19 protein-coding genes are annotated in these 21,575 nt (G+C 55.1%); 8 read left to right on the plus strand and 11 right to left on the minus strand.

What is annotated here, in order from left to right:
- Window positions 1-41 precede the first annotated feature (41 nt).
- Entirely contained in the window at window positions 42-1,253 is a 1,212-nt protein-coding gene (locus GRX76_RS04865; protein WP_160152280.1) for a patatin-like phospholipase family protein, read from the plus strand.
- 79 nt (window positions 1,254-1,332) lie between these two features.
- Here the strand turns inward: GRX76_RS04865 and GRX76_RS04870 are convergent, their stop codons facing one another.
- Together GRX76_RS04870 and GRX76_RS19150 are read right to left on the minus strand one after the other, a co-directional pair.
- The gene (locus GRX76_RS04870) at window positions 1,333-1,938 is read right to left on the minus strand and encodes a lipopolysaccharide kinase InaA family protein (protein WP_160152281.1); all 606 of its coding nucleotides are present in this window, start codon (window positions 1,936-1,938) and stop codon (window positions 1,333-1,335) included.
- Window positions 1,939-1,974: 36 nt separating this feature from the next.
- Complete coding sequence (locus GRX76_RS19150) at window positions 1,975-2,364, minus strand: hypothetical protein (protein ID WP_201277015.1); 390 nt, start codon at window positions 2,362-2,364, stop codon at window positions 1,975-1,977.
- Between GRX76_RS19150 and GRX76_RS04875 the strand changes: the two genes are divergently transcribed.
- Window positions 2,363-4,138 carry an ABC transporter transmembrane domain-containing protein gene (locus GRX76_RS04875; protein WP_236250550.1) on the plus strand — a complete coding sequence of 592 codons (1,776 nt, stop codon included), beginning with the start codon at window positions 2,363-2,365 and terminating at the stop codon, window positions 4,136-4,138. The two genes, GRX76_RS19150 and GRX76_RS04875, sit on opposite strands and share 2 nt — an antisense overlap.
- A gap of 155 nt (window positions 4,139-4,293) precedes the next feature.
- Window positions 4,294-4,992 carry a DUF3592 domain-containing protein gene (locus GRX76_RS04880; RefSeq protein ID WP_160152282.1) on the plus strand — a complete coding sequence of 233 codons (699 nt, stop codon included), beginning with the start codon at window positions 4,294-4,296 and terminating at the stop codon, window positions 4,990-4,992.
- 72 nt (window positions 4,993-5,064) lie between these two features.
- On the opposite strand, the gene GRX76_RS04885 is transcribed toward GRX76_RS04880, so the two are convergent.
- Window positions 5,065-5,496, minus strand: coding sequence for a cupin domain-containing protein (locus tag GRX76_RS04885; protein ID WP_160152283.1), 432 nt, complete (start codon window positions 5,494-5,496; stop codon window positions 5,065-5,067).
- A 219-nt stretch (window positions 5,497-5,715) separates the two neighbouring features.
- Here GRX76_RS04885 and GRX76_RS04890 point away from each other — a divergent pair, with 219 nt between their 5' ends.
- The 4 genes from GRX76_RS04890 to GRX76_RS04905 all read left to right on the plus strand — a co-directional run bounded on the left by GRX76_RS04890 (window position 5,716) and on the right by GRX76_RS04905 (window position 8,349).
- On the plus strand, window positions 5,716-6,957 hold the full coding sequence (locus tag GRX76_RS04890) for an RNA polymerase sigma factor (RefSeq protein WP_160152284.1): 1,242 nt from the start codon (window positions 5,716-5,718) through the stop codon (window positions 6,955-6,957).
- Window positions 6,958-7,073: 116 nt separating this feature from the next.
- Complete coding sequence (locus GRX76_RS04895) at window positions 7,074-7,457, plus strand: YciI family protein (protein WP_160152285.1); 384 nt, start codon at window positions 7,074-7,076, stop codon at window positions 7,455-7,457.
- Window positions 7,458-7,489: 32 nt separating this feature from the next.
- A complete protein-coding gene (locus GRX76_RS04900; RefSeq protein ID WP_201276913.1) occupies window positions 7,490-7,933 on the plus strand; it encodes an SRPBCC family protein in 444 nt (147 codons plus the stop codon).
- A 65-nt stretch (window positions 7,934-7,998) separates the two neighbouring features.
- Window positions 7,999-8,349 (plus strand): YciI family protein, encoded by a 351-nt coding sequence (locus GRX76_RS04905; RefSeq protein ID WP_201276914.1) that lies wholly within the window; start codon window positions 7,999-8,001, stop codon window positions 8,347-8,349.
- An 81-nt stretch (window positions 8,350-8,430) separates the two neighbouring features.
- On the opposite strand, the gene GRX76_RS04910 is transcribed toward GRX76_RS04905, so the two are convergent.
- Complete coding sequence (locus GRX76_RS04910) at window positions 8,431-10,812, minus strand: hypothetical protein (RefSeq protein WP_160152286.1); 2,382 nt, start codon at window positions 10,810-10,812, stop codon at window positions 8,431-8,433.
- 231 nt (window positions 10,813-11,043) lie between these two features.
- Here GRX76_RS04910 and GRX76_RS04915 point away from each other — a divergent pair, with 231 nt between their 5' ends.
- On the plus strand, window positions 11,044-11,673 hold the full coding sequence (locus GRX76_RS04915; RefSeq protein WP_201276915.1) for a glutathione S-transferase family protein: 630 nt from the start codon (window positions 11,044-11,046) through the stop codon (window positions 11,671-11,673).
- Between the two features lie 64 nt (window positions 11,674-11,737).
- On the opposite strand, the gene GRX76_RS04920 is transcribed toward GRX76_RS04915, so the two are convergent.
- From GRX76_RS04920 to GRX76_RS04950, 7 genes are all read right to left on the minus strand, one after another.
- Window positions 11,738-12,325: a DUF3237 family protein gene (locus GRX76_RS04920; protein ID WP_160152287.1), complete on the minus strand. Its 588-nt coding sequence runs from the start codon at window positions 12,323-12,325 to the stop codon at window positions 11,738-11,740.
- A gap of 12 nt (window positions 12,326-12,337) precedes the next feature.
- A complete protein-coding gene (locus tag GRX76_RS04925; protein WP_160152288.1) occupies window positions 12,338-14,086 on the minus strand; it encodes an amidohydrolase in 1,749 nt (582 codons plus the stop codon).
- 125 nt (window positions 14,087-14,211) lie between these two features.
- A complete protein-coding gene (locus GRX76_RS04930; RefSeq protein ID WP_160152289.1) occupies window positions 14,212-16,407 on the minus strand; it encodes a TonB-dependent receptor in 2,196 nt (731 codons plus the stop codon).
- Between the two features lie 84 nt (window positions 16,408-16,491).
- Window positions 16,492-17,745 (minus strand): serine hydrolase, encoded by a 1,254-nt coding sequence (locus GRX76_RS04935; RefSeq protein ID WP_160152290.1) that lies wholly within the window; start codon window positions 17,743-17,745, stop codon window positions 16,492-16,494.
- A gap of 206 nt (window positions 17,746-17,951) precedes the next feature.
- Window positions 17,952-19,085, minus strand: coding sequence for a helix-turn-helix transcriptional regulator (locus GRX76_RS04940; RefSeq protein WP_160152291.1), 1,134 nt, complete (start codon window positions 19,083-19,085; stop codon window positions 17,952-17,954).
- A gap of 185 nt (window positions 19,086-19,270) precedes the next feature.
- On the minus strand, window positions 19,271-20,671 hold the full coding sequence (locus tag GRX76_RS04945; RefSeq protein WP_160152292.1) for a hypothetical protein: 1,401 nt from the start codon (window positions 20,669-20,671) through the stop codon (window positions 19,271-19,273).
- 197 nt (window positions 20,672-20,868) lie between these two features.
- Window positions 20,869-21,567 (minus strand): aspartate/glutamate racemase family protein, encoded by a 699-nt coding sequence (locus GRX76_RS04950; RefSeq protein ID WP_160152293.1) that lies wholly within the window; start codon window positions 21,565-21,567, stop codon window positions 20,869-20,871.
- Between the last annotated feature and the right edge of the window lie 8 nt (window positions 21,568-21,575).

Below are 21,575 nucleotides of genomic sequence, written 5' to 3' on the forward strand. Positions count from 1 at the left end.
GCCAGCGTATACAAGCCATACGACGCTCCCTGCAATCCGCTATGCGACATTCTGTGTTCCATCGAAGGGTACTTCTGCCGCTTATTGGCATACTGCTGATGGGGGTGGCGGGCTGCGTCAGCCTCGCGGAGCGCAATCCCGTACCCGCAGCGTTATCTGGAGCCGCGCATGTTGATGGTGTCAGGGACGCCCGCTTCTGGGGTGATGAATGGCCGAAGTTTTCCAAGTCAATGTACGCCAACCACACCGCCGAGCAATTGCGCGAGGAATATCCGGCGATTTACGGAAAACCACACGACTATCTCGCCATATCTGGTGGTGGCGCCAATGGCGCCTTTGGGGCCGGGTTACTCGTCGGCTGGTCGGCGGCCGGCACGCGGCCGGAATTTACCATGGTAACTGGCGTCAGTACCGGCGCGCTTATGGCCCCCTTCGCCTTTCTTGGTTCGGCTTACGATCACCAGCTGGAACGTCTCTATACCGCCATCAGTACCCGGGACATTGCTGTAAAGCACAACATCATTACCACCCTGTTAGGGAACTCCGCCTTCGATACCTCCCCCCTGAAAGCGTTGATTGCCGAAAATGTCGATGCGGAACTGATTGATGCCATAGCGCGGGAACACCGCACGGGTCGTCGCCTGTTGATCGGTACTTTCGATCTCGATGCCGGTCGTTCCGTTATCTGGAATATCGGAGCGATTGCAAACAGTAGCTCCGCAAATAAACATCAACTGATACAGGAAGTGCTGCTCGCCTCAGCCTCGATTCCCGGCGTGTTTCCGCCGGTGATGATTCCGGTCCGTGCCGGTGGCCGCATGTACGAAGAGATGCATGTGGATGGTGGCAGTGGTTCACAAGTATTTGTGTATCCGGCCGCGGTGGATTGGCGGCAGATCAATAGCCGGTTGGACGTACAGGGGCAGCCGCAGGTGTTTGTGATCCGCAATTCCCTGCTGAACCCGGATTACAGCGCGGTAAAAAGCCATGTATTACCCATCGCCTCCCGCTCGATAGGTTCCCTCATCCGCACCCAGGGTATCGGTGATCTCTACCAGATTTACGCCCTGTGTGAACGGGATGGTAACGACTTTAATCTCGCCTATATCCCCTCAGATTTTTCCGTAAAGCCCCAAGAAAAGTTTGACCCGGTTTATATGCGACAACTGTTCGACCTGGGCTATCGCATGGCGGCAAAAGGTAACCCCTGGAAAAAATCGCCACCCGGACTGGAGTTGCCCACACGGGATTAACTGTTGCGCGATGACGGCTGACCCGATGTTACGCCAAGGACATTGTCCGGCGCGCAAACCGGGAAAGAGCTCGTTGGCATCAAGCCGGTTTGCGCAAGGAATGGGTGCTGGTATGGAAGAAGCTCACCGCGCGCCGCAGTTTCAGGCCAATATTGACCAGGCGCCACTGTTCCGGCTTGAGCAACTGTGGCTGGTGCTCGGAGATGAGGCGGTAAAGGTGATAGCGGGTAACCGCTTTGGCGATTGCCCAGTCGGGGCGCCAGATCCGGGAGCGCAGAGTGGCGCGCTCGAAGTCCACCAGTCCCACATTACCCTCAGCGTCGACCAGTACATCCCGGATTGGCAATGAGTGGCGCGCCACTCCTGCGGAAAGCATTTTTTCGACAATCGCTGCCAGGCCTTGAAGGTTGCGTTCGTTCAGTGCGGTTGCCGAGGCGCCCGGCAGGCGCGACATCTCCAGCAGGTGTGAAGCATCGGCACTGCGGATCAGTTCGGGGACCCCGGCAATACCCTTCAATCGTGCCAGTGCCGCCTTTTCCGTCAGGTAACGCCGCTGCATGCCCCGGCGTTCTTTGAAGTATTTTGTCACCGAGTCAGTGCCAACCTTCAGCAGCACCTTTCTGGTCTCATACTCACCATTGATCACTTTTTTTCCCGTCGCACGGGATCTGATGGCATTTTCCATGAAACGTCCCTGTTTCAAGTCAAACACTGATAAAAATCAGCGATATGTTCCGTTGTTATTGGCGCCATCGGTCGCCTGCCAGGCAGGACATCCATGACCAAACAGCGCGGCCGGAAATTGAATCGTGAAATTATTATTGCTGAAGTGTGAAGATTTGGAAATTCCCGGATTGCGGAAAAAGCGGTAGTTGCACCAGGAACGACGATAGAGCGGAGAGAAAGAGCGACGGGCGGCGTGTAATTTAAGTTGGCAGCATACGCCACCGAATGTGCGATTATGGGTGGACTCGAGAATGCGATGGCGAAAGCGCTGGTGCATTATTCGCAGTGAATTCAAGCAGTTGCCCATCAATACAGACAGCAATATGTCCAATACCCCCCATACCCCAGTAGCCACTACGACAGTTCCCCAAAGCGCATCAAGCATGACGTTTCCGGCAATGATGGCCGCGCTCTGGCGGTTTATGCGCCCTTACAAGAAAGTGCTATTTGCCGCCGGCGTGGCGTTAGTATTCACTGCGGGAGTCACCCTGGCCATTGGCCAAGGTGTGCGGCTACTGGTCGACAAGGGCTTTGTGGCAAATTCCAGTGAAGCGCTGAGCCACGCGGTGTTGGTGATCATCGGGCTGGCGTTCCTGATGGCCATAGGTACTTACACGCGGTTTTACCTTGTGTCCTGGATTGGTGAGCGGGTAGTGGCGGATCTGCGCAAGGCAGTGTTCAACCACATCGTGACCCTGCACCCCAGCTATTTTGAAACCAACCGCAGTGGCGAGATCATGTCCCGCCTCACCACCGATACCACCCTGCTGCAACATATTGTCGGTACCTCCTTCTCCATGGCCTTGCGCAGTGCCCTGATGTTTGTCGGTGCACTGATTCTGTTGCTCTTCACCAACATTAAATTGAGCCTGATCGTACTTGTGGGAGTGCCCCTGGTATTACTGCCCATCGTGCTCTACGGGCGACGTGTGCGGAAGTTGTCCAAGGCCAGCCAGGACTCTATTGCCGATGTGGGCAGCTACGCCGGGGAGATTATTCAGCACATCAAAACCGTTCAGAGCTACACCCGGGAAAGCTACGAGAAGCAGGCCTTCGGCAAAGAGGTTGAAACCGCCTTTGGTGTTGCCAAGCGCCGTATTCGCCAGCGCGCGCTGTTAATCGCCGTGGTCATACTGCTGATGTTTGGTGCCGTCAGCGGCCTGCTGTGGGTAGGCGGGAATGACATGATTGCCGGCCGCATGACCGCCGGCGACCTGGCCGCCTTTGTGTTTTACGCCATCATGATGGGCTCTGCGGTCGCGACCATTTCGGAGGTCTACGGCGAACTGCAGCGGGCGACCGGCGCCACCGAGCGATTGGTGGATTTGCTGAATGTTCAAGCGGAAATCCCCGCCGCCAGCGAACATGTGCAGAGCCAGGAAGTGAGTCCCATGGCCAGTGCCCAGGTCGCCTTTGAGGGGGTTGCATTCAGTTACCCATCCCGCCCCGATCAGCTCGCGATTCGCGGACTGAACCTGATGGTGGCGGCGGGCAAAAGCTTGGCACTGGTTGGCCCCTCCGGTGCCGGTAAATCCACCCTGCTGGAATTGCTGCAGCGCTTCTACGATCCACTGCGCGGACGCATCACCCTAGGTGGTATCGACATTCGCGAAATGGATACCGCAACCCTGCGCAAACAGATCGCGGTGGTACCGCAGCAACCAGCGCTGTTTACCAATGATGTCTGGTACAACATCCGTTACGGCAAACCCGATGCCAGCGACGCGGAAGTGATTGCGGCCGCCAAGGCCGCCCATGCCCACGAATTTATTGAACAGCTGCCGGATGGCTACAACAGCCATCTGGGGGAGCAGGGCACCCGCCTGTCTGGTGGCCAGAAGCAGCGGATCGCCATTGCCCGCGCCATCCTCAAAGACCCGAAAATTCTGCTATTGGACGAAGCTACCAGCGCACTGGATGCCGAGAGCGAGTACCACGTGCAACAGGCGCTGGAAGCGCTGATGCAAAACCGCACAACCATCATCATTGCCCATCGGCTGGCGACGATATTGCACGCCGATAGTATTGCGGTATTGGATCAGGGGCAGCTGGTGGCGCAGGGCAGGCATGCGGAGCTCGTGACGACCTCTCCCCTTTACAAGAGGCTGGCTGAATTACAGTTTCGTGATTCCGAGGGCCAAAAACCGGTCCTCGAGTAATCGCCTGACATTGGGCCTGTGGTCTCTGTTAAACTGCGCGCCACCCTTGCTGGTATTACATAGGTTGCGTATGCATTGCGGGGGCGTCGACGATAAGCGGGAAGCAATTGCCGCTTTGAAGGATTCAGTCACTATCAGTCACTATAGGGATAGTAATGAAAGCAGTTTCAATCATTAAGTTTGTGTTCACCGCAATCGGCCTTGCGATGCTCGCGGGGGCATTTTTCTTCTTTACCAGCACCCAGGATTTTCTGAAGAGTGCGGCATCTGCCGATGGCACCGTGGTAGCGCTGGTGCCCTCCCGCTCCAGCGACTCGGTTACCTATGCACCCGTGGTGCAATTTATGGACAAAAACGGTGTGTTGATCGAGTTCAGATCTTCATCGAGCAGCAATCCCCCAAGCTATCACGAGGGCGAAGTTGTTGAGGTTCTGTATCCAGAAAGTGCTCCACAGCGAGCCAAGATCAACGGCTTCTTCTCCTTGTGGGGCGGGGCAACCATTTTGGCGGGGTTGGGCTCGGTATTCCTGATCGTAGGCCTTTCCATCATTGTTTTCGGTAACCTGAAAAACAAGAAGATCGCGTTTTTGAAGAAAAACGGAACCCCGGTCAAGGCCAGGTTGAAGAGCATTGATCTCAATCATTCCCTCAAGGTAAACGGCAGAAGCCCGTACCAGATTAACGTTCAGTGGGAAAACCCGGAGAAATCGGAAGTACATGTATTCCGCAGTGAGAACATCTGGTTTGACCCCACGGATCACATTGCCGATGAAGAGATTACCGTCTTGATCGAGAAGGATAATCCCAAGAAGTACTACGTTGATATTTCTTTCCTGCCGAAGCTGGCGAGTTAACCTTCGCTCTGACACCTGGTCAGGTCTGGAGATGCGAAAAAGGGGCCGCGCTTGTTAAGCGCGGCCCCTTTTTTATTGGTGCTTGCGGTAGACAATAAAAATCACCAGATCGTCTTTTCCAATCTGCCTGAGCCCATGGGAGTTTCCGGGGCGTGTGAGAATTGCGGTGCCAGGACCCACCTCGGATTTCTGGCCGTTCATGGTCAGTTCGCCGCTGCCACTGACCACGTAATAGATCTCGTCCTTGTGCTGCTCGTGATAGCCAATGGCAGAACCCGGATGCAGTATCCGCTTTTTGAATACCGTATCCATGGACGGTGCATCGGCGAAAAAGGAAAAGCCGGTAGTTTCACCGCCACCTTTGTGCGGACCCGGCTGCTGAGTGGCTATCTCAGTCTCGCGCTCAATGATATAACCAGCATCGTTCGTCGCATCTGCGGAGGCGAGTATGCTGTTGGAAGTTAACAGGGCAATACTTAAAAAGCCCGACAAGATATTTTTCATGGATACCCGGGTCGAATAATAAAAACAAAACAGAACCGATTTCCAGCCAGTTGATCCAAAGCTGAATGTACAGAGTTTATCGCTTGGACCTATTTAACATTATTTGTCGCGGAAATATCGATAAATAATACCAGCAGCAATCCTGTCATAACGGGGCTCGCTATAAACGCTCTAGCTAAACTGTTCTACCTATAACTTGTCGATCAATACCATTTACCTATGACTGTCGTATCCCAAGCCTGGCTTGACCAGCTTTACCAGACCGAATCACGCCGCGTGCTCGCCACCCTTATTCGCCTGCTGGGGGATTTCGACCTGGCGGAAGAGGCCCTGCACGATGCTTTTGCCGCCGCCATCACTCAATGGCCGGTGGATGGGGTACCGGATAACCCCCGCGCCTGGCTGGTCTCCACCGGGCGCTTCAAGGCCATCGACCAGCTGCGTCGCAAGGCACGCTTTGATGTGTCCTATGAGGATGTCGCCGAACGACTTGCATCAGAACTGACCACCGAGGGGGAGGACGAGCCGAGCATTGAGGACGACCGACTGCGCCTGATCTTTACCTGCTGCCACCCCAGTCTGGCGCCGGAAGCGCGACTCGCGCTTACCCTGCGCGAAGTGTGCGGGCTTACCACGGAAGAGATAGCCAGCGCCTTCCTGACGTCCACGCCCACCCTGGCGCAGCGCATTGTGCGCGCCAAGGCAAAAATCCGCGACGCCAAAATCCCCTATGAGGTTCCCGAAGCGGAACAGTTACCCGAACGCCTGGATAGCGTTCTGCATGCCATTTACCTGATCTTCAATGAGGGCTACTCCGCCTCGGCCGGTGAAAACCTGATTCGTCAGGACCTGGCTGCAGAGGCCATTCGCCTCGCGCGCCTGGTGTGCCAGCTGCTACCGGAGCCGGAAGCCGAAGGGCTACTGGCACTATTGCTGTTGCAGGATGCGCGCCGTGCGGCGCGGGTATCTGCCGATGGCGAACTGATATTGCTGGAGCAGCAGGACCGGTCACTCTGGGATGGGCAACAGATTCACGAGGGAAGTGAACGGGTGCTGGGGGCGCTGGCCAGCCGTCGGTTCGGCCCCTATACCCTGCAGGCAGCCATCGCCGCGGTGCATGCGGAAGCCCATTCCATGGAGGATACTGACTGGCCACAGATCGTTGGTCTCTACGATGCCTTGCTGGAAATGTCGCCGTCCCCCGTGATCGAACTCAATCGCGCGGTCGCGGTGGCGATGCGGGATGGACCCGCGCAGGGGTTACAACTGATCGATAACCTGCTTGAGCGTGGGCTGCTGACAAATTATCACCTTTGCCACGCCGCCCGGGCCGATCTCTACCGTCGCCTGGGGCAAAAAGAGGAGGCGTGCGCCGCATACCAAGCTGCATTGGCGTTGGCGCAGCAGGAGCCGGAACAGCGTTTCCTCGCGCGCCGCCTGGCGGAATTGGAAGACGACTGAATATCCGAAAAATTTTTTAAAAAATTTTCATCCCGCTGTCGAATTCCGTCGTCTCCGAACGACTAGTTAATGAACCAGCCATTACCCACACCGGGCTGACACAAAAGGAGCAGAGAATGAAGTATCTGGCACTGGTCTATTACGACGAGAAGCTCATGGAGAGCAAGTCCCAGCAGGAGTGGGATGCGCTCAATCAGGAGTGTATTGCCTGTGTTGCCGGTCTGAGTGAAAGCGGTCACTACGTTTCCGGCAGTCCACTGATGCCCACCAGCTCGGCGACCACCGTGCGGGTCCGCGACAACCGGGTCACCGTTACCGACGGCCCCTTTGCCGAAACCAAGGAACAGCTCGCCGGTTTTTACATGCTCGAAGCCAGGGACCTCAACGAGGCCATTGCGCTGGCCGGAAAAATTCCACCGGCGCGCTACGGCTCGGTAGAAGTCCGCCCTGCGCGGGAGCTGTTGGCCGAGGGTAATCAGGCCGGCGGCGACGCCGACTAACAAATGCCAATTAACAGAAGGGGAGACAAATCATGACCGGTACCGTTCGTCTACACCGTGTATTGCGCGCACCCGTGGAGCGCGTGTACCGCGCCTTTACCAACCCGCACGCCATGGCCAAGTGGTCCCCGCCGGATGGCTTCTACGCTATCTACGAGCACCTGGAGGCTAAAGTAGGCGGCACCTACAAGGCGTCCTTTACCAACTTCACCACCGGAGACAGTCACTCGTTTGGCGGCGAATTCAAGGAGATCGCCGAGAACGAGCGGATTCGCTACATCGATACCTTCGATGACCCCAACCTGCCCGGCACCATGGAAGTGACGGTCACCTTTAAGCCTGTTACCTGCGGAACCGAACTCACAATCGTCCAGGAGGGCATCCCTGAGGTGATTCCGGTGGAGATGTGCTACCTGGGCTGGCAAGAATCCATGGCCGCACTGGCCCGCCTGGTTGAACCGGAAATCAATCAGTAACGCGTGTTTTGGAAAACACTGCAATCCTACTTTCACGACAAACAGTATCAACACAAGGAGACACCGTGAAAAACTTCCTCGCTATATATCTCGGCACGCCGGATTCCATGAAGAAATGGGAAAATTTATCCGAAACTGAACAGCAGCAAAGGATGAAGGAAGGCATGGCCGCCTGGACCGGCTGGATGGAACAGCATAAAGATATTCTGGTGGTCGAGGGTGGACCGCTGGGTAAAACCAAGCGCATCGATGATGACGGTATCGTCGATACCCGTAATAACATGACCGGGTACGTCATCGTCAAGGCGGAATCCCACGAAGCCGCTGCAAAGCTGTTTGAAGGGCACCCAAGCTTCAGTATTTTCCCGGGTGATGGTGTGGAAGTGATGGAGTGTATGCCGATTCCGACACTTTGAGCAGCGAAAAGGGTCAGAAAATCATCTTGTTGTAATTCAGGGGCTATGCCGCCCGAAGTGATTCAGGCGGCAAGAGCTCAGCTACTGGGAAACGGTTACCATATCTCCCGTTTCAAAATTAATCTGTACCACATTATTGTACCCTGCACCGTAAAGCTCGCCGGTCGCCTTTAGGGCGACATCGCGAATCTGATCCTGAGTGGTAATACCGTATCCGTTGCCCTTGAACGGCATTGTGGTACATGTGCCACTATCCAGATCATAGCGAACCAGAACATTGGCCATGATCCACAGCCTTCGACTGTGGGCATCCAAATGCATGTATTCTATTCCGCGATAATCTTCTTCGAACGCATCGCTACCATCCGACATTTGGCAGGAGTCAACGAGTACAGAGTGCTCCTTGGTTTCGGGGTTAAATTGGATGATTTTTGCGAGTGACTTGGAGGCTATTAGAAGATTTTCTGTCGACTCATTCAGCTCTATATCGATGGCGCCGCCGAGATCTGGAGAAGAATACAGGGTAGTTATTGATCGCGTCGCCAGATCCAGAGCCAGTATGGAGCTGCTATATAAATCGGTCAGGAAAAGACGGTTGTTGGCTTTATCGAGACTTGCGCCGCCGAAGTGAATCGACGTTTGTGAACAGGCATTCTCCGTTGATCCCGCTAGCGGTGTTAATTGATTGTCTACTGTGGATACTGAAAAAACGGCATGGCTAAACACCGCGATAAGTCTTTGACCTTCCGGGTCATGTATCAAATCACGAACGGATCTAAAACAATCTAAGTCAAAGTGGCCCATGGTTGCGCGGTTGCCTGTCTGCAAGTCAATGGCAAGCAGGGTTTCACTTGAATTTCCTCCCTCGTCAAGTGCATACAGAATGTTTGAGGGTTCATCCAGAGCCAACGCTGAGGGCCAGTAGGTATGCTTACCTGTCCCAATACTGCGAGCAATCAAGCCGGATTTTTCTCCTGAATTGATGTCGACAGTGTAGATATAACCGTAGCCACCATCTCCAATGATAAGTCTCTGGGTACTTTCATCCAGGGCGACAGAATAGACTTGGGTGACAGGAATCTCTTGATCTTTGGTTTCCGAGGAAAGCAAAACTTGCTCGCCCGTCGTGAGATCAACTTTTTCAATACCATTGATGCCAGTTATGTACGCATATTGGTTTGCGGAATCGACGGTTATTTCCTGCCCATAAATTATTGGTGATTCGGTGATGGTGGTAACATTTTTTCCGTCGAGACTGTATTTCTTTAGGCCGCTGCTGTCGAATATCCCACTGAAGGCAATAAAGCCATCTTCTACAATGGAAAATTCTGGCGAGGCAAAAACATCTGGTGAACCAGTGGTTCCATCTATCGTGGTCGTCAAACTTCCGGAAGATAGGTCGAGCGCCAGTAGCGACGAGCGCATCGAATAGTAATCTCCATCTGCTGAATTCAGGCGCAATAGAATGTAGACGATGGAGCTGTCTGGTGAAACCTGTGCATCTTTTACCGTTAAATAAGGCCATTCCTGTTGGTTAATCGGGTATTCGGCGTCGAATATTATTCTCTCGGTGCCGGTTGCGAGTGATTTTCCATATACGCTAATTTTGTGCCCATTGTTGGACACGCAAAGAAATTCACTTGTATCAAACTTAAGCGCGGTGGCGTAGCAATTGTTATTGTTAAAGCTGACACTCTCCATGTATGAGCCGTCGTCCAACCCCCAAGTGACGAATGTGCGGCTGTCCACTTTTCCGATCAATTTGCGGGTTGCTTGATCAATTTCAAAATTGTCCGGAATTCTTCGCTGATCGGACTGAATGGAAGTTGACCGAATGGCGCTAGCGATATTTCCATATTCATCTTCCACTTCGATATTCAATGACATCAAAGCGTTTGTTTCCATGGGTAGCGATAGGCTCCAGTCGGTATGGTCGCTATCTTCCGTACTCAATGAGCTGGAAGATTTCGAAGGTCGCGTTAGGAGCGCTTCAAGTCCATTTACCCGGACAGAAGCTACTGACCTGTCATCCGATGCGATACCTGAAATTGTCAGATTGGTCGCACCACTTAATGATACCGGGCCCGGGAAAAGTACGGATACAGAAGGCATAACTGTATCCGGAATGATTTCCAGAAAGGATACGGTTATTTCGCAGTTCTGCGTTATTGGGCCAGTGGTATATACGAGGTCAGAGAGTGAGCCGTTGCAGCCAGACACTTGGTCGATTTCGTAACCCTCGTCCAGGGTTATTGTGAGTTCAAGAGCGTCGCCACTATTGATTGATGCGCTGGTGGGTGAAATGCTACCTCCCGTATCAGCGCTGGCGGATATTGAATATTGAGTAATAGAAGGAGCTGGCTGTTCCGGTGGCTTTTCGGAACCTCCACCTCCCCCGCCTCCTCCACAAGCGGTTAGAAAAAGGGAAAGCGTTAACGTCTTTACCGCATAATTCCAATCCATGTATTGCTCCTGTGCAATGTTGTGGCGGATCAGTCATCGTACTATCGAGTAATGACGGCATCAATTGCACGTCCGTTCCATTTGGCGCCATCTTCACAAATTGGAGCGAAGTTTGGTGACTATCCTTATCTTTTCGATTTTCTTACATGCGTATCGGCCTTTATTGGCCGGCACAAGATGCGTGCAAAATAGTAATCCGAAATTGCATCGCCACTGATAACGGAGGAGTTCATGATGATCAAACTTTACGGATCGCCACCAACCCGCGTAATACGCGTACTTTGGATGCTGAATGAGCTGGGTCTGGAATACGAACTGCACCCGGTTGACCTATTAAAAGGTGAGGCACATCAGAAAGATTTTCTTGCACTTAACCCCGCCGCCAAAGTTCCCGTTCTGGTGGACGGTGACCTAGTACTGACTGAATCGGCAGCGATCCAGCTATATCTTGCTGAAAAACATCCCGAAGCCGGCTTTATTCCCCAGTCCATAGCGGAAAGGGCGCAGATGTACCGTTGGATGTTTTTCCTGGTGACGGAAATCGAACAGCCGCTGTGGCGTATCGCCCGACAAACCTTTATATACCCGAAGGACAAGCGATTGCCACAGGATATCGAGCTGGCGAGAAAAGACGGGGTTGCAATGGTGTCTGTATTGGAGCAGCACATGGAGGGACGTGAATTCATTGTTGGCGACCGGTTAAGTGTGGCCGACTTCAATGCGGCCTATACACTCGATTGGGCTAATGAAGAGAAATTTTTGCAAAGCGCGCCCCGACTGCAGGAGTATCTGGAGCGAATGTATGCTCGTCCCTCTGCACCAAAGAGGATAGCCGAGGGACTTGCCGCAACCAAGGACTAACCAAATAACCCGGTTAGCTGAATACGGTCACTAGCAGTTTTCAGATCGGCATTGTATGCCAAGCCTATCCAATCTGGTTCATCAGGTAGCAACCGATCAGTACGGCATTTTCGCTGGTATCATCAATCGTGCCGACAAAAATACTTTGTGTGAGCCAGTTGTGTTTACCCGGTGGAGTTTTAAATTTGGGCGTTGTCAGGCAGTAATAATCCTCAGCCGAGAGCTTTGCACCGGCCTGTAATTTTTTAAGGCCTGTATGACTCGGGCGCCAGATACCAGCGTTGTCGATAATGATGATGTCGCCCTCGTTGGTTTTCAGGCGATACAGGGCGTTGATCATGGTGACCCCATCATTGCGTTCGACCGACATATCGGCACCGCCGGGTATGACCTTGCCTTGCAAGCCGCGGCCACTGAAATGCCCGCCCACAATCGGGTAATTGATACGGTGGCCATCGGCACTCATTCCCATATCTTCAGTCTCGCCGAGCTCTACGTGAATTTGCAGCACCAGCTCCGCATTCAGTGTGCGCTCCTCCGGTGTTTTGAACAGTTCCCGCGTCCGCGCTGAAACCGGCGCAGCCATACCCAGCGCGCCCACTGCACCAGCCAGCCCGAGTAAGGTGGATCTTTTTTTTATATCGGTAGCCATACATTTACTCCATTAGTTCTCTGTCTGTACGCGCTGGTCGTCGAAAACAAATTCTCCGCCCAGCATGGTTTTGGTGATTCTTGCGCTGTGAATCTGGTAGCGGTCGCGGGAAAAAACATTGTCTTTGAGGATAACAAGGTCCGCGTTTTTACCGACCGCGATGGACCCAAGCTCCTCTGTCTTCCTTAATTGGCGAGCGCCATTGATTGTGTACCCCGTGAGAAGCTGCCGGAGTTCGAGGCGTTCGGAAGCCGGTTGCATCACCTTTGCCGTTACGCCGTCCTCTAGATCCTGCCGGTTGATCCCGATTTGCATACCGAGAAAGGGATTCGCGCGTTCGAGTTCTTCTGGCACTACCACGTCGCTGGAAAAGGTCACGGTGGCGCCGGACTCGATAAACGATCGAGCGCGCATCTTGTGGGTATTGCGTTCACCCAGGCTGGATGCTGCACCCTGGTAAAGATCCCCGAACCAGTGCGGGGTAAAGTTGGCGATGACGCCGAGCTCCCTGAACCGGGGAATATCCGCATCGTCCACCAGTTCCAGATGGCAGAGTGTCAGTTGTGGATAATCCCAGTCTTCGTGTTTCGCCGCCTCATAGGCGTCTAGGGCCAGGCGGGTCGCCCTGTCGCCCACCACGTGCATGTGCAGGTCAAGCTTTTCCCGGTGCAATTCGCCGATAAATTCGATCAGGCGCGCCTGTTCAATCAGGGTGCCACCGTGGTTGCCCGGGTCGTCTTCGAAGTCGTCCAGCACCGCGGAGGTACGGATTTCGTGTACCCCGTCAAAATGGATTTTTACCGCATTGAACTGCAGGTGCGGACCGGCGTAAGTCGCGCGCAGGCGTTTTATTTCCGCAATGGCGCTGTCGATCTGCTCCGGCAGGTGAACGTGGTAGGTGCCCTCATAGCGGAGGGGCAGGCGACCAGCCCGGTCCAGTTTCGCCAGTATTCCGTAAACCTTGTCGTGCAGCCCGAGGTTGCCACCGTCGTACAGGCTGGTGACGCCTTTGCTGGACAGGTAGTTCAGAAAATGTTCCAGGTTGGACTCAAATACGGCCGGATCGGCGCTTTCAAAAATCCGCTCCTGAATCGATGCGAAAGTAAATTCCTTGATCCAGCCGGTCGGTTCGTTGTCTTCTCCGCGCTGGTAGTAGGCCAGTCCAGGTGCCGGATCCGGGGTTTCGGCGGTCACGCCCATCAGCGCCAGTGCCTTGCTGTTCAGCCACATGCTGTGGCCGGAGTCATCCATCAGTGCGACGGGGCGATCACTCACAACCTGATCGAGCATGGCTTTGTCGGGGCCCTCAATACCGAAATCCGTGGTGCGCCAGTAGCCGGCAATAATGAACGGCACTTCCGGGTGCTCTGCGGCATAGGACTTGAGCCATTGCACCAATGCTTCCGGTTCTGGATCGGGCGCAGCGACCAGATCGGTCGAGGCAAACAGGGCGAGGATGCCCGGGTGGGTATGCGTGTCGATTAGCCCAGGCAATACCAGGTTTTCATCCAGGGTAACGACTTCAGTATCTGGCCCGATCTGGGCGCGGGCGCCCGCTTCATCGCCCACATAGGAGAATTTGCCATCCGTGACTGCGAGCGCGGTCGCCCGGGGCCGTGCCGAGTCCATCGTATGGATATTGCCGTTTACGAGAACACGGTCAGCATACTGCTCGCAACCGGATACCAGTACCGCGAGTATCGTGCAGGTAAAAAAATAAATAATTGGAAAACGCTGGCTGCGCATACGGCTGGCGCTCATAAATCCTCCGCAAACGTTACTGCATAAAAACTGAGTTGTTGAAAAACTGAGTGCCAAAAAAGGCCTGCGCAATCCGGGTGCGCAGGCCAAAGGGAGTAGCGACCGAAACGCGGTCGCATGGTTGATCAGAAGGTGGCGCTTAGGCGCAGTCCGTATTGGCGCGGGGCACCGTAAAACTCGGTAATACCAAACTGGCCGGATACATACTCCTGGTCTGTCAGGTTGCTGCCGTAGGCTTCCAGCTGCCACTGTTCACTTACCAATGCCAGGGAGGCATTGAGCAAGTTGCGGCTCTCCAGAACATCGGACTCGGGCGAGTAGGCGAGGTAGGTGTATTGCTTGTCTACATGGGAATAGTTGAAGCTCGGTATCAGGTAGAGGCCACCGGACATGCCGAACTCGTAACTCACTGAGAGGTTGTAGGTCCACGCCGGTGCATAGAGTGCATTGCCGCCGGTAGTGGATTCCGTAAACGGCGTATAGTCGAAGCAGACCGGCGGCATTGAGGGCATACCCGCAGGGCATTGTGGTCCGAGCGCACTGCCCGGCAGCGCGCGGGCATTCACAAAGCTCTGCCCGGGAAGATCGGAGTTGGTATAACCGAGGTTGCCACTTAACAACCAGTTACCCAGGTGCGCCTGCACCTGTGCCTCGATCCCCTGAATCGTCATGTCCGCAATATTATCGGAACCCTCCACCCCGGTAGAGGGTTCCAGCGCGGCAAACTGGAAATCGCGGTAGTCGTTATAAAAAGCGGTCAGCTGTGTGCGCACACGGTCTTCGAGCGCACTGAACTTCCAGCCCAGCTCGTAACTGGTGACATCTTCCGCATCAAAGGTGGACGTGGTGGAGTTGAAGCCGCCGGGCTTGTAACCGGTGGAGATCTGGGCGTAGAGCAGGCCATTGTCCAGATAGCGGTTCAATGCCAGTTTTCCGGTCACGCGATTGTCATCGTAGTCTCCCGACAGGTCGCCCACCTGTAGGCCACCGGAGGGGAAGCCCGGAATATCGCGCCCCACGTAAATACCGCCCCAACCGTTCACTTCATAGGTGGAGTGGCGAATGCCGGTCTGAACCTCCCAGGATGGCAGGAATTCGTAGTTACCCTGGGCAAACAGTCCGGTCACCGTGCGTGCATTCCCGCCGGGAATGTCGGTGGGAAAGCCGGCCTGGACATCGACGATCATGATGTCGATATCGGTTTCCTGGTAGTAACCGCCCAGCACCCAATCGAACTTGCCATCCGTCGGCGAGATCACATTGATTTCCTGGCTGCGCTGTTTTTCATTGGCGAAATAATCTTCCACGATATCGCCATTGGCCATCACCGGCGCTGAAGAGCCATCGAGGTCGGATACGTTGGTGATTTCCTTGTCCTGATAGCCTGAGAGCGAACGCAATACAATGCCATTTGCCAGTGTGTAATCCAGTTTCAGGCTGAACATATCGCCGCGATCTTCGTAGGACACATCTTCGTCAAACGCCAGCGTAAACGCGTCTCCGGTGCGGAAATCACCATAAGTGGTACCGGGGATCGGTGCCGCGGCATAGCCACCGGTATCCCGTTTATTGGTCTGTGCCTTGAACAGCAACTCGAAATTTTCCGGCGCCCAGAGCACACCCAAACGCCCGCTGTATTCTTCCAACTTGCCGGCGTCGTTGTCGTAGGGACCGGTATCCTTATAGAAACTGTCGCGGTCCCGCTTGAAGCCCGCAAGCCGGACAGCGAGGGTGTCGGATACGGGTACATTGACCGCGCCTTCAAAACCGAGGTTATTGAAGTTGCCGACGGAGGTTTCGGCGTAGCCGCCGACGGTTTCCAGATCCGGTGATTTGGAATTGATAAAAATCGCCCCCCCGGTGGAATTGTTGCCCACAAAGGTGCCCTGTGGTCCGCGTAATACTTCCACCGATTGGATATCGTAGAAACTGCTGGACTGGACGATGGGCGGTTGGAACAAACCGTCGATGTAGGTGGCCACCCCGGCAGTCACATTCGGGGTATTGGTGGCGATCCCGATCCCACGGATATTGACACTCAGCGTCGGGCCAGTGTTACTAATGGAAAGTGAGGGCGATGCGGTCTGCAAGTCATTCAGGCTAGCTACGCCCCGGCTTTTCAGCATGTCGCCGCTCAAGGCCGTCGCCGACATGGGTATGTCTTCCAGGCTCTCTTCCCGGCGCTGGGCCGTCACTACAACTTCCTCAATCGCGGCTGTGGATCCGGCACTGGAACCCAATTCTGGTGTGCTGGCCAGGGCGAGCACAGTGCTACTGGCGGAACCCAAAAGTGTCGCCAGTAGTAGCTGGTGATTTTTCACGGAATACTCCTTGGTCTCTTGCTTTATTATTTGCGATGGACGAGTACCGCTTCGCCCGCTTTACATCCCCGATTTTTGGCTGGTTTATTCAGGCTGCCATTTGGACGCGGCCTCAAAGAAGCTGAAGGTCTCCCGCATCGCGGCGTCATCCTTGTCGTGCGGCGGGAAATAACTGAGCTTGACGATCACCGTGTTGGTGGAGGGATCAACGAAAATAAACTGGCCCTGCAGGCCGATGGCGGAATAGGCCGGGGTATTGGAAACCGTCCACCACTGATAGCCGTAGTCCATCGGGCCTTTTTCCGGGCCCGCGGGCCTGGTTGATTCCTTGATCCAGTCGACGGGAATGATCTGCTTATTGTTCAACTTGCCTTGGTTCAGCATCATCAGCCCCACGCGGGCGTAATCCCGCAGTGCCGCGTTGAACCCGGCACCGCTGAACTCGCGCCCAGTGCCCGGCTCGCCGTCCATGATGAAGAAGCCATCGAACTCGGCCCCCAGGGGTTCCCACAGGCGGCTGGTCATATACGAAGCCAGGTTGCTGCCACCGCTCACGCGCTCCAGCAGCAGGCCGAGCACCGCGGTATCAATGGTCTTGTACTGGAACACTTCACCCGGCGGGTGCGCGTGCTGGATATTTCGTGCCACGTCCGCAAAGCGCACCACGTTCTTCACCAGCGCCTGAATATGGTTGCGCGCCGCGATTCCCGGGCTGTCAAATTCGTAACTCTCCTCGTAATCCACCCCGGAGCGCATCTGCAGTACCTGGCGGATGGAGACGCCCTTGTAGGCGCCTTCTTTCAGTTCTGGCAGGTAGTCGGTGATGTCGTCGTCGAGGGAGCGGATACGCCCTTCTTCCAACGCACAGCCCACCAGTAGGGAAGTCAGGGACTTGGTCATGGACCAGCCCATAAAGTGGGTATCCGGCTTGCTGTTATTGAGGTAGTTCTCGTAGACGATCTTGCCGTCTTTCATCACCAGCATGGCATTGGTGTAGGTGCGATCGAGAAAGGCCTCTGGCGTGTAGGTTTTGCCCTCAAAGCGATAGCTGAAGTCGAGGGTGTGATCCTCGCGGGGTAGTGCGAACGGGTTGCCGGAGCGGGCGACCTTGCGGGTGGTGAACAGGCTTTCCATGCTGCGAAAGGTCAGCACATTGATATCGCCATCGTTCATATGCCAGCGCGCATTCTGGATCGCCACCGGCACGTCCGATTCGGGCCCAACCTGTGCCACCAAAGGCTCCAGGGTCACTTTGGCGTGTACCAATGTCGGCAGTAGGCCGATGGATAGAATGCCGGCAACATTGGCGAGAAATTGTTTGGTTGGTTTTTTTGTCATTGTCCATTACTCCTGGCAAAACCCGGACAGCGTCTGCTGTCACGGTCATCATTTTCGAACCCTGATTAGATGCTATGGATGGGCGAGCGGAGTGTCATATCCAATATGAGATATGCGGAAGGCAGAATATGCAGTTAGTAGTCGAGGGGAGGTGTCTGTCAGGAGGGCAGCGGCGCCCAATGTCGGGCGCCGCACAGGGGGAGAAATCAGTTCAGGCTGTGCAGGGTCTTGGCCGAGATGGACGAGCCGATCATACGCACCAGCTCGGGCTGGCGGTGGACTCCCAGTTTGGAAAAGATGCTTTTCAGCTGGATGCGGACTGTACCCACGGCAATACCCAGCGTCGCGGCATATTCATTGACCGAATTGCCCTCGCAGAGGGCGATCGCCAGCCTCGCCTCGGCGGGTGTAAGGCCGAATAGCTGCACAATATCCATTGCCTGCAGGTTCAGCCTGACCTCGCTCTCGGACAGGTACAGGGCAATGTAGGGGGCCGCCGCAGGACCCGCAGCAGGCATGGGGACCGCCAGTAACTGTAGCGGCGACTCCCAGGCTGCGCCGAGGGCACCCACAAACCGGGTACCCGGTTCTGTACCTGCACGGTCGATCAACTCGGTGAGCATTCGCTGGTCGCTACTGGCGGCGCAGCGCAGTTTTGTTCCGGACAAGGATAGATGGCGGGAGCGCTGGATAATCTGGCGGGCGCAGTGGTTGCTCCAGTGCAGGCCGCCGTGGCGGTCGAGCACTACGACGCCGGTGTTGAACTGATCTAGAGAGTGGGAAAGAAATTCCGAGCGGGCTTCCAGTTGGCCGATCTTTTCCGCAAGGGAAAAGGTCTGCTTCAGATGGGGTGTGAGCAGGTGCAGGAAGCGCTCCTGCTCCTCACTGAACTCCCGTGCATCGTCGTAACGTCGGTGCAATATCATGCACAGATTGCGATCCTCGCCCAGCTGCACGCCCAGAATCGCAGGGCGTCCGAGGCCCAGTAGCTGCATGCGCTCGCGCAGTGCCTTGAAGCGCGGAACCTGGGCAGTGGTGCGGTACTCATCGCGAATGACGATGCTCTCGGCCATCGGCAGCCTGGCTTGGCTGAGATCGAGGCGCGGGTTGTCCGCATTGTTCACCAGGCAGTCGTGGGTTTCTGCATGCTCGGTGGAAACGGAATCCCGCACGATCCACTGCTGATTCAGGCGGTTGCCATCGCGCTTGAGCATCTGCACCACCACACTACCGAGCTGCATTTCTTTCTTGATCAGGTCGAGCGCCCGGCACCAGTTGCCCGGCTGCTCCGCAGACTTGTAGAAGGTTGGCAGCATTTGCTGCAGGAATTCAGGACGCATAGATGACTCGCAAATTTAACGGACCCCAAACTGGGGTTCCTGAGTGTCGCGCCTGCGACCGGAGAAAACTAGGCGGACGCCGCGCTGAAGATCTGATGCAAATGACGCGCCAATCCACAGCGCTGCGCTACCAGTATCAATGCCGTGAGGCCAGAATATTCAACGATGACCGAGGACAAGATGTTCTACGATATAAGATCTTCCGGGCGTGAAAAATCCTTTTTGATTGCTGCTCTTTGGTCCAGAATCTCAAATATCCCTTCCTCCCTGAGTACCCGCATCCCAAGTCGCTGATCGGAAATACCTGTTCGTAACCGGTAGTCAAAATGCAACCGCTCGCCAGTCTCCACCGCTTCGAAATAGCGGCAGTCCACCTGATTGTTCAGTTGGTGAAGGTAATCACTCAGTTCTATCTGGTGGGATGAGAACATGAACAGGCAGTTCTCGCGGGTGGAAAAACGTTCGAGGATCGCCAGCGATGCCTCAAATGCGTCTTTCACGTTGGTGCCCTTGAAGGGTTCATCCATCAGTGCCAGCACTTTCTCATTCCGGGCCACGGCTTCCGCTACGGCCTTCACTCGCAGTGCCTCTGCGCGGAAGTAACTCACCCCGCGACGCAGATCGTCGGTCAAGGAGATGGAGCTGAACAGCCACTGTACCGGTACAAACTTGAAGGACTTCGCCGGTACGCCCATGCCCAGGTGGGCGAGGTACATTGCGGTGGCGAAGGCGCGCAGGTAAGTGGTCTTGCCGGCCATATTGGGGCCGGTGAGGAACAGTATGCGGCGCTGCTGATCGAGTGAGACAGGGTTGGCAACGGGGTTTTCCAGATAGGGGTGGTAAAGTCCTTCCGCTTTCACCTGCATCGGGCCGGTGCAGATCTCCGGCACGATGAAAGCATGTTCTTGATTGGCGTCTGCCATGGACACCAGTGCTTCCAGCTCGTAATTCAATGCCATCAGGCGAATCAGCGTGTCTTTCTCTTTCACCCGCAGTAGCTGGTCGAGCTTGAGCATCTTCCATGTACCCCAGGCACCCACATCAAAATCCGGCACCATGCGAAAGTTGGGGCGCGAGAGCAGCGCGCGCAATTGCTGCAGTAGCGGCCCCAGTTCACCCGGGGCGCCTTTTAATTCCGGTTGCGCGACAAACCGGCGCAGCGCGCGGATCAAGCGGCAGCTGGCCTGGGCACCGCGCACGATGCTGAAGTAGTGGCTGTCCTGGTTTATCCAGACCTGGAGTGAGCCCAGAATAAATTCGAACCGATTACGGAAGTCCAGGTTCGGCAGAATTTCCTGTAGGTAATTCTGTGTGCCTTCAACGGCGTAAATGGAAGGTAGCTGCTGGAAGATTGCGCGCCGTTCGGTGATGAAGCCGATGGCCTGCTGGGTTTCCGCAATGCGCTCCGCGCTGGCCCAGGGATTCTGCATGCGTCGCCGCAGTACCGCCGCACCACCGATCGAGCGAGTGCGATTGCAGAAATCAAACAGGCTGGCATCGTCCATGTCGGATTCGAAGATCTCAAGATCCTTAATGGTGTGTGAGTCGATACCGAGCAGGTCTACTTTGGAGTTGTTAAGAGACATGGTGGCCTTCCGGTTTGGGACGCGAAACGGAGATGTCAGCCTTGGCTGTCGCAGTTCCGATCCATTCATTATTGTTATCGATGCTCGCCGGGTACAAATGGTCAGTATAGACCGATTCGGATCTCCCAAAGCGTTGTCCGGAAGTGTCGCCGATCATCCATCTCGACTATCCTTCCGGGCCGAGTGAAAGCCGCTTGCTAACCTTTAGACAGCGCAAGCTCCACACCCCGGGCCGCGTGAATCTCAGTGGTATCGTAAAGCTGCACAGGGGTATCGCTCTGCTGCACCAGCAAAGCAATTTCGGTACAGCCAAGAATTACCGCCTGCGCACCTCGCTGGTGAAGGCGCTCGATGATCTGCAGATATCGAGTCTTTGATTCAGGCTTAATTAACCCCTGGCATAACTCCTGGTAAATTACATCGTGCACCAGAGTCTGCTCCTCGGGAGTGGGAGTAATTACCTCGATACCGAAGTTTTCCACAAGTCGCCCTTTGTAGAAGTCCTGCTCCATAGTGAACCGCGTACCCAGCAGGCCGACGGTGGTGACTTTGTCGCGCACCAGCTTTTGCGCGGTTGCATCGGCGATATGCAGAATTGGGATCGAAATTTGTGATTGGATCTCGTGAAAAACCTTGTGCATGGTGTTGGTACAGATCATCAGAAAGTCTGCGCCACCTTGCTCCACCGATTTGGCAGCCTGCGCAAGAATCCTGGCCGTTGCGGGCCAATCGCCGGCATGTTGGAGCTGTTCAATTTCCGCGAAGTTCACGCTGTACAGACAGATCTTGGCCGAGTGCAAGCCACCCAATTGTGCTTTCACCCGCTCATTGATCGCCCTGTAATAACTGGTGGTCGATTCCCAGCTCATCCCGCCCAGCAGGCCAATGGTCTTCATTGCTTTTC

This window comes from Microbulbifer sp. ALW1 (assembly GCF_009903625.1).
In the GTDB taxonomy this organism is placed as follows: domain Bacteria; phylum Pseudomonadota; class Gammaproteobacteria; order Pseudomonadales; family Cellvibrionaceae; genus Microbulbifer.

What these genes read in the sequence shown, in the direction of transcription:
- GRX76_RS04945 (WP_160152292.1), bottom strand. Translation starts at nt 20,671, where the DNA reads ATGTCTCTTAACAACTCCAAAGTAGACCTGCTCGGTATCGACTCACAC.
- GRX76_RS04915 (WP_201276915.1), top strand. Translation starts at nt 11,044, where the DNA reads ATGATGATCAAACTTTACGGATCGCCACCAACCCGCGTAATACGCGTA.
- GRX76_RS04865 (WP_160152280.1), top strand. Translation starts at nt 42, where the DNA reads ATGCGACATTCTGTGTTCCATCGAAGGGTACTTCTGCCGCTTATTGGC.
- GRX76_RS04920 (WP_160152287.1), bottom strand. Translation starts at nt 12,325, where the DNA reads ATGGCTACCGATATAAAAAAAAGATCCACCTTACTCGGGCTGGCTGGT.
- GRX76_RS04910 (WP_160152286.1), bottom strand. Translation starts at nt 10,812, where the DNA reads ATGGATTGGAATTATGCGGTAAAGACGTTAACGCTTTCCCTTTTTCTA.
- GRX76_RS04895 (WP_160152285.1), top strand. Translation starts at nt 7,074, where the DNA reads ATGAAGTATCTGGCACTGGTCTATTACGACGAGAAGCTCATGGAGAGC.
- GRX76_RS19150 (WP_201277015.1), bottom strand. Translation starts at nt 2,364, where the DNA reads ATGCTTGATGCGCTTTGGGGAACTGTCGTAGTGGCTACTGGGGTATGG.
- GRX76_RS04940 (WP_160152291.1), bottom strand. Translation starts at nt 19,085, where the DNA reads ATGCGTCCTGAATTCCTGCAGCAAATGCTGCCAACCTTCTACAAGTCT.
- GRX76_RS04925 (WP_160152288.1), bottom strand. Translation starts at nt 14,086, where the DNA reads ATGAGCGCCAGCCGTATGCGCAGCCAGCGTTTTCCAATTATTTATTTT.
- GRX76_RS04950 (WP_160152293.1), bottom strand. Translation starts at nt 21,567, where the DNA reads ATGAAGACCATTGGCCTGCTGGGCGGGATGAGCTGGGAATCGACCACC.
- GRX76_RS04900 (WP_201276913.1), top strand. Translation starts at nt 7,490, where the DNA reads ATGACCGGTACCGTTCGTCTACACCGTGTATTGCGCGCACCCGTGGAG.
- GRX76_RS04890 (WP_160152284.1), top strand. Translation starts at nt 5,716, where the DNA reads ATGACTGTCGTATCCCAAGCCTGGCTTGACCAGCTTTACCAGACCGAA.
- GRX76_RS04885 (WP_160152283.1), bottom strand. Translation starts at nt 5,496, where the DNA reads ATGAAAAATATCTTGTCGGGCTTTTTAAGTATTGCCCTGTTAACTTCC.
- GRX76_RS04880 (WP_160152282.1), top strand. Translation starts at nt 4,294, where the DNA reads ATGAAAGCAGTTTCAATCATTAAGTTTGTGTTCACCGCAATCGGCCTT.
- GRX76_RS04935 (WP_160152290.1), bottom strand. Translation starts at nt 17,745, where the DNA reads ATGACAAAAAAACCAACCAAACAATTTCTCGCCAATGTTGCCGGCATT.
- GRX76_RS04870 (WP_160152281.1), bottom strand. Translation starts at nt 1,938, where the DNA reads ATGGAAAATGCCATCAGATCCCGTGCGACGGGAAAAAAAGTGATCAAT.
- GRX76_RS04875 (WP_236250550.1), top strand. Translation starts at nt 2,363, where the DNA reads ATGACGTTTCCGGCAATGATGGCCGCGCTCTGGCGGTTTATGCGCCCT.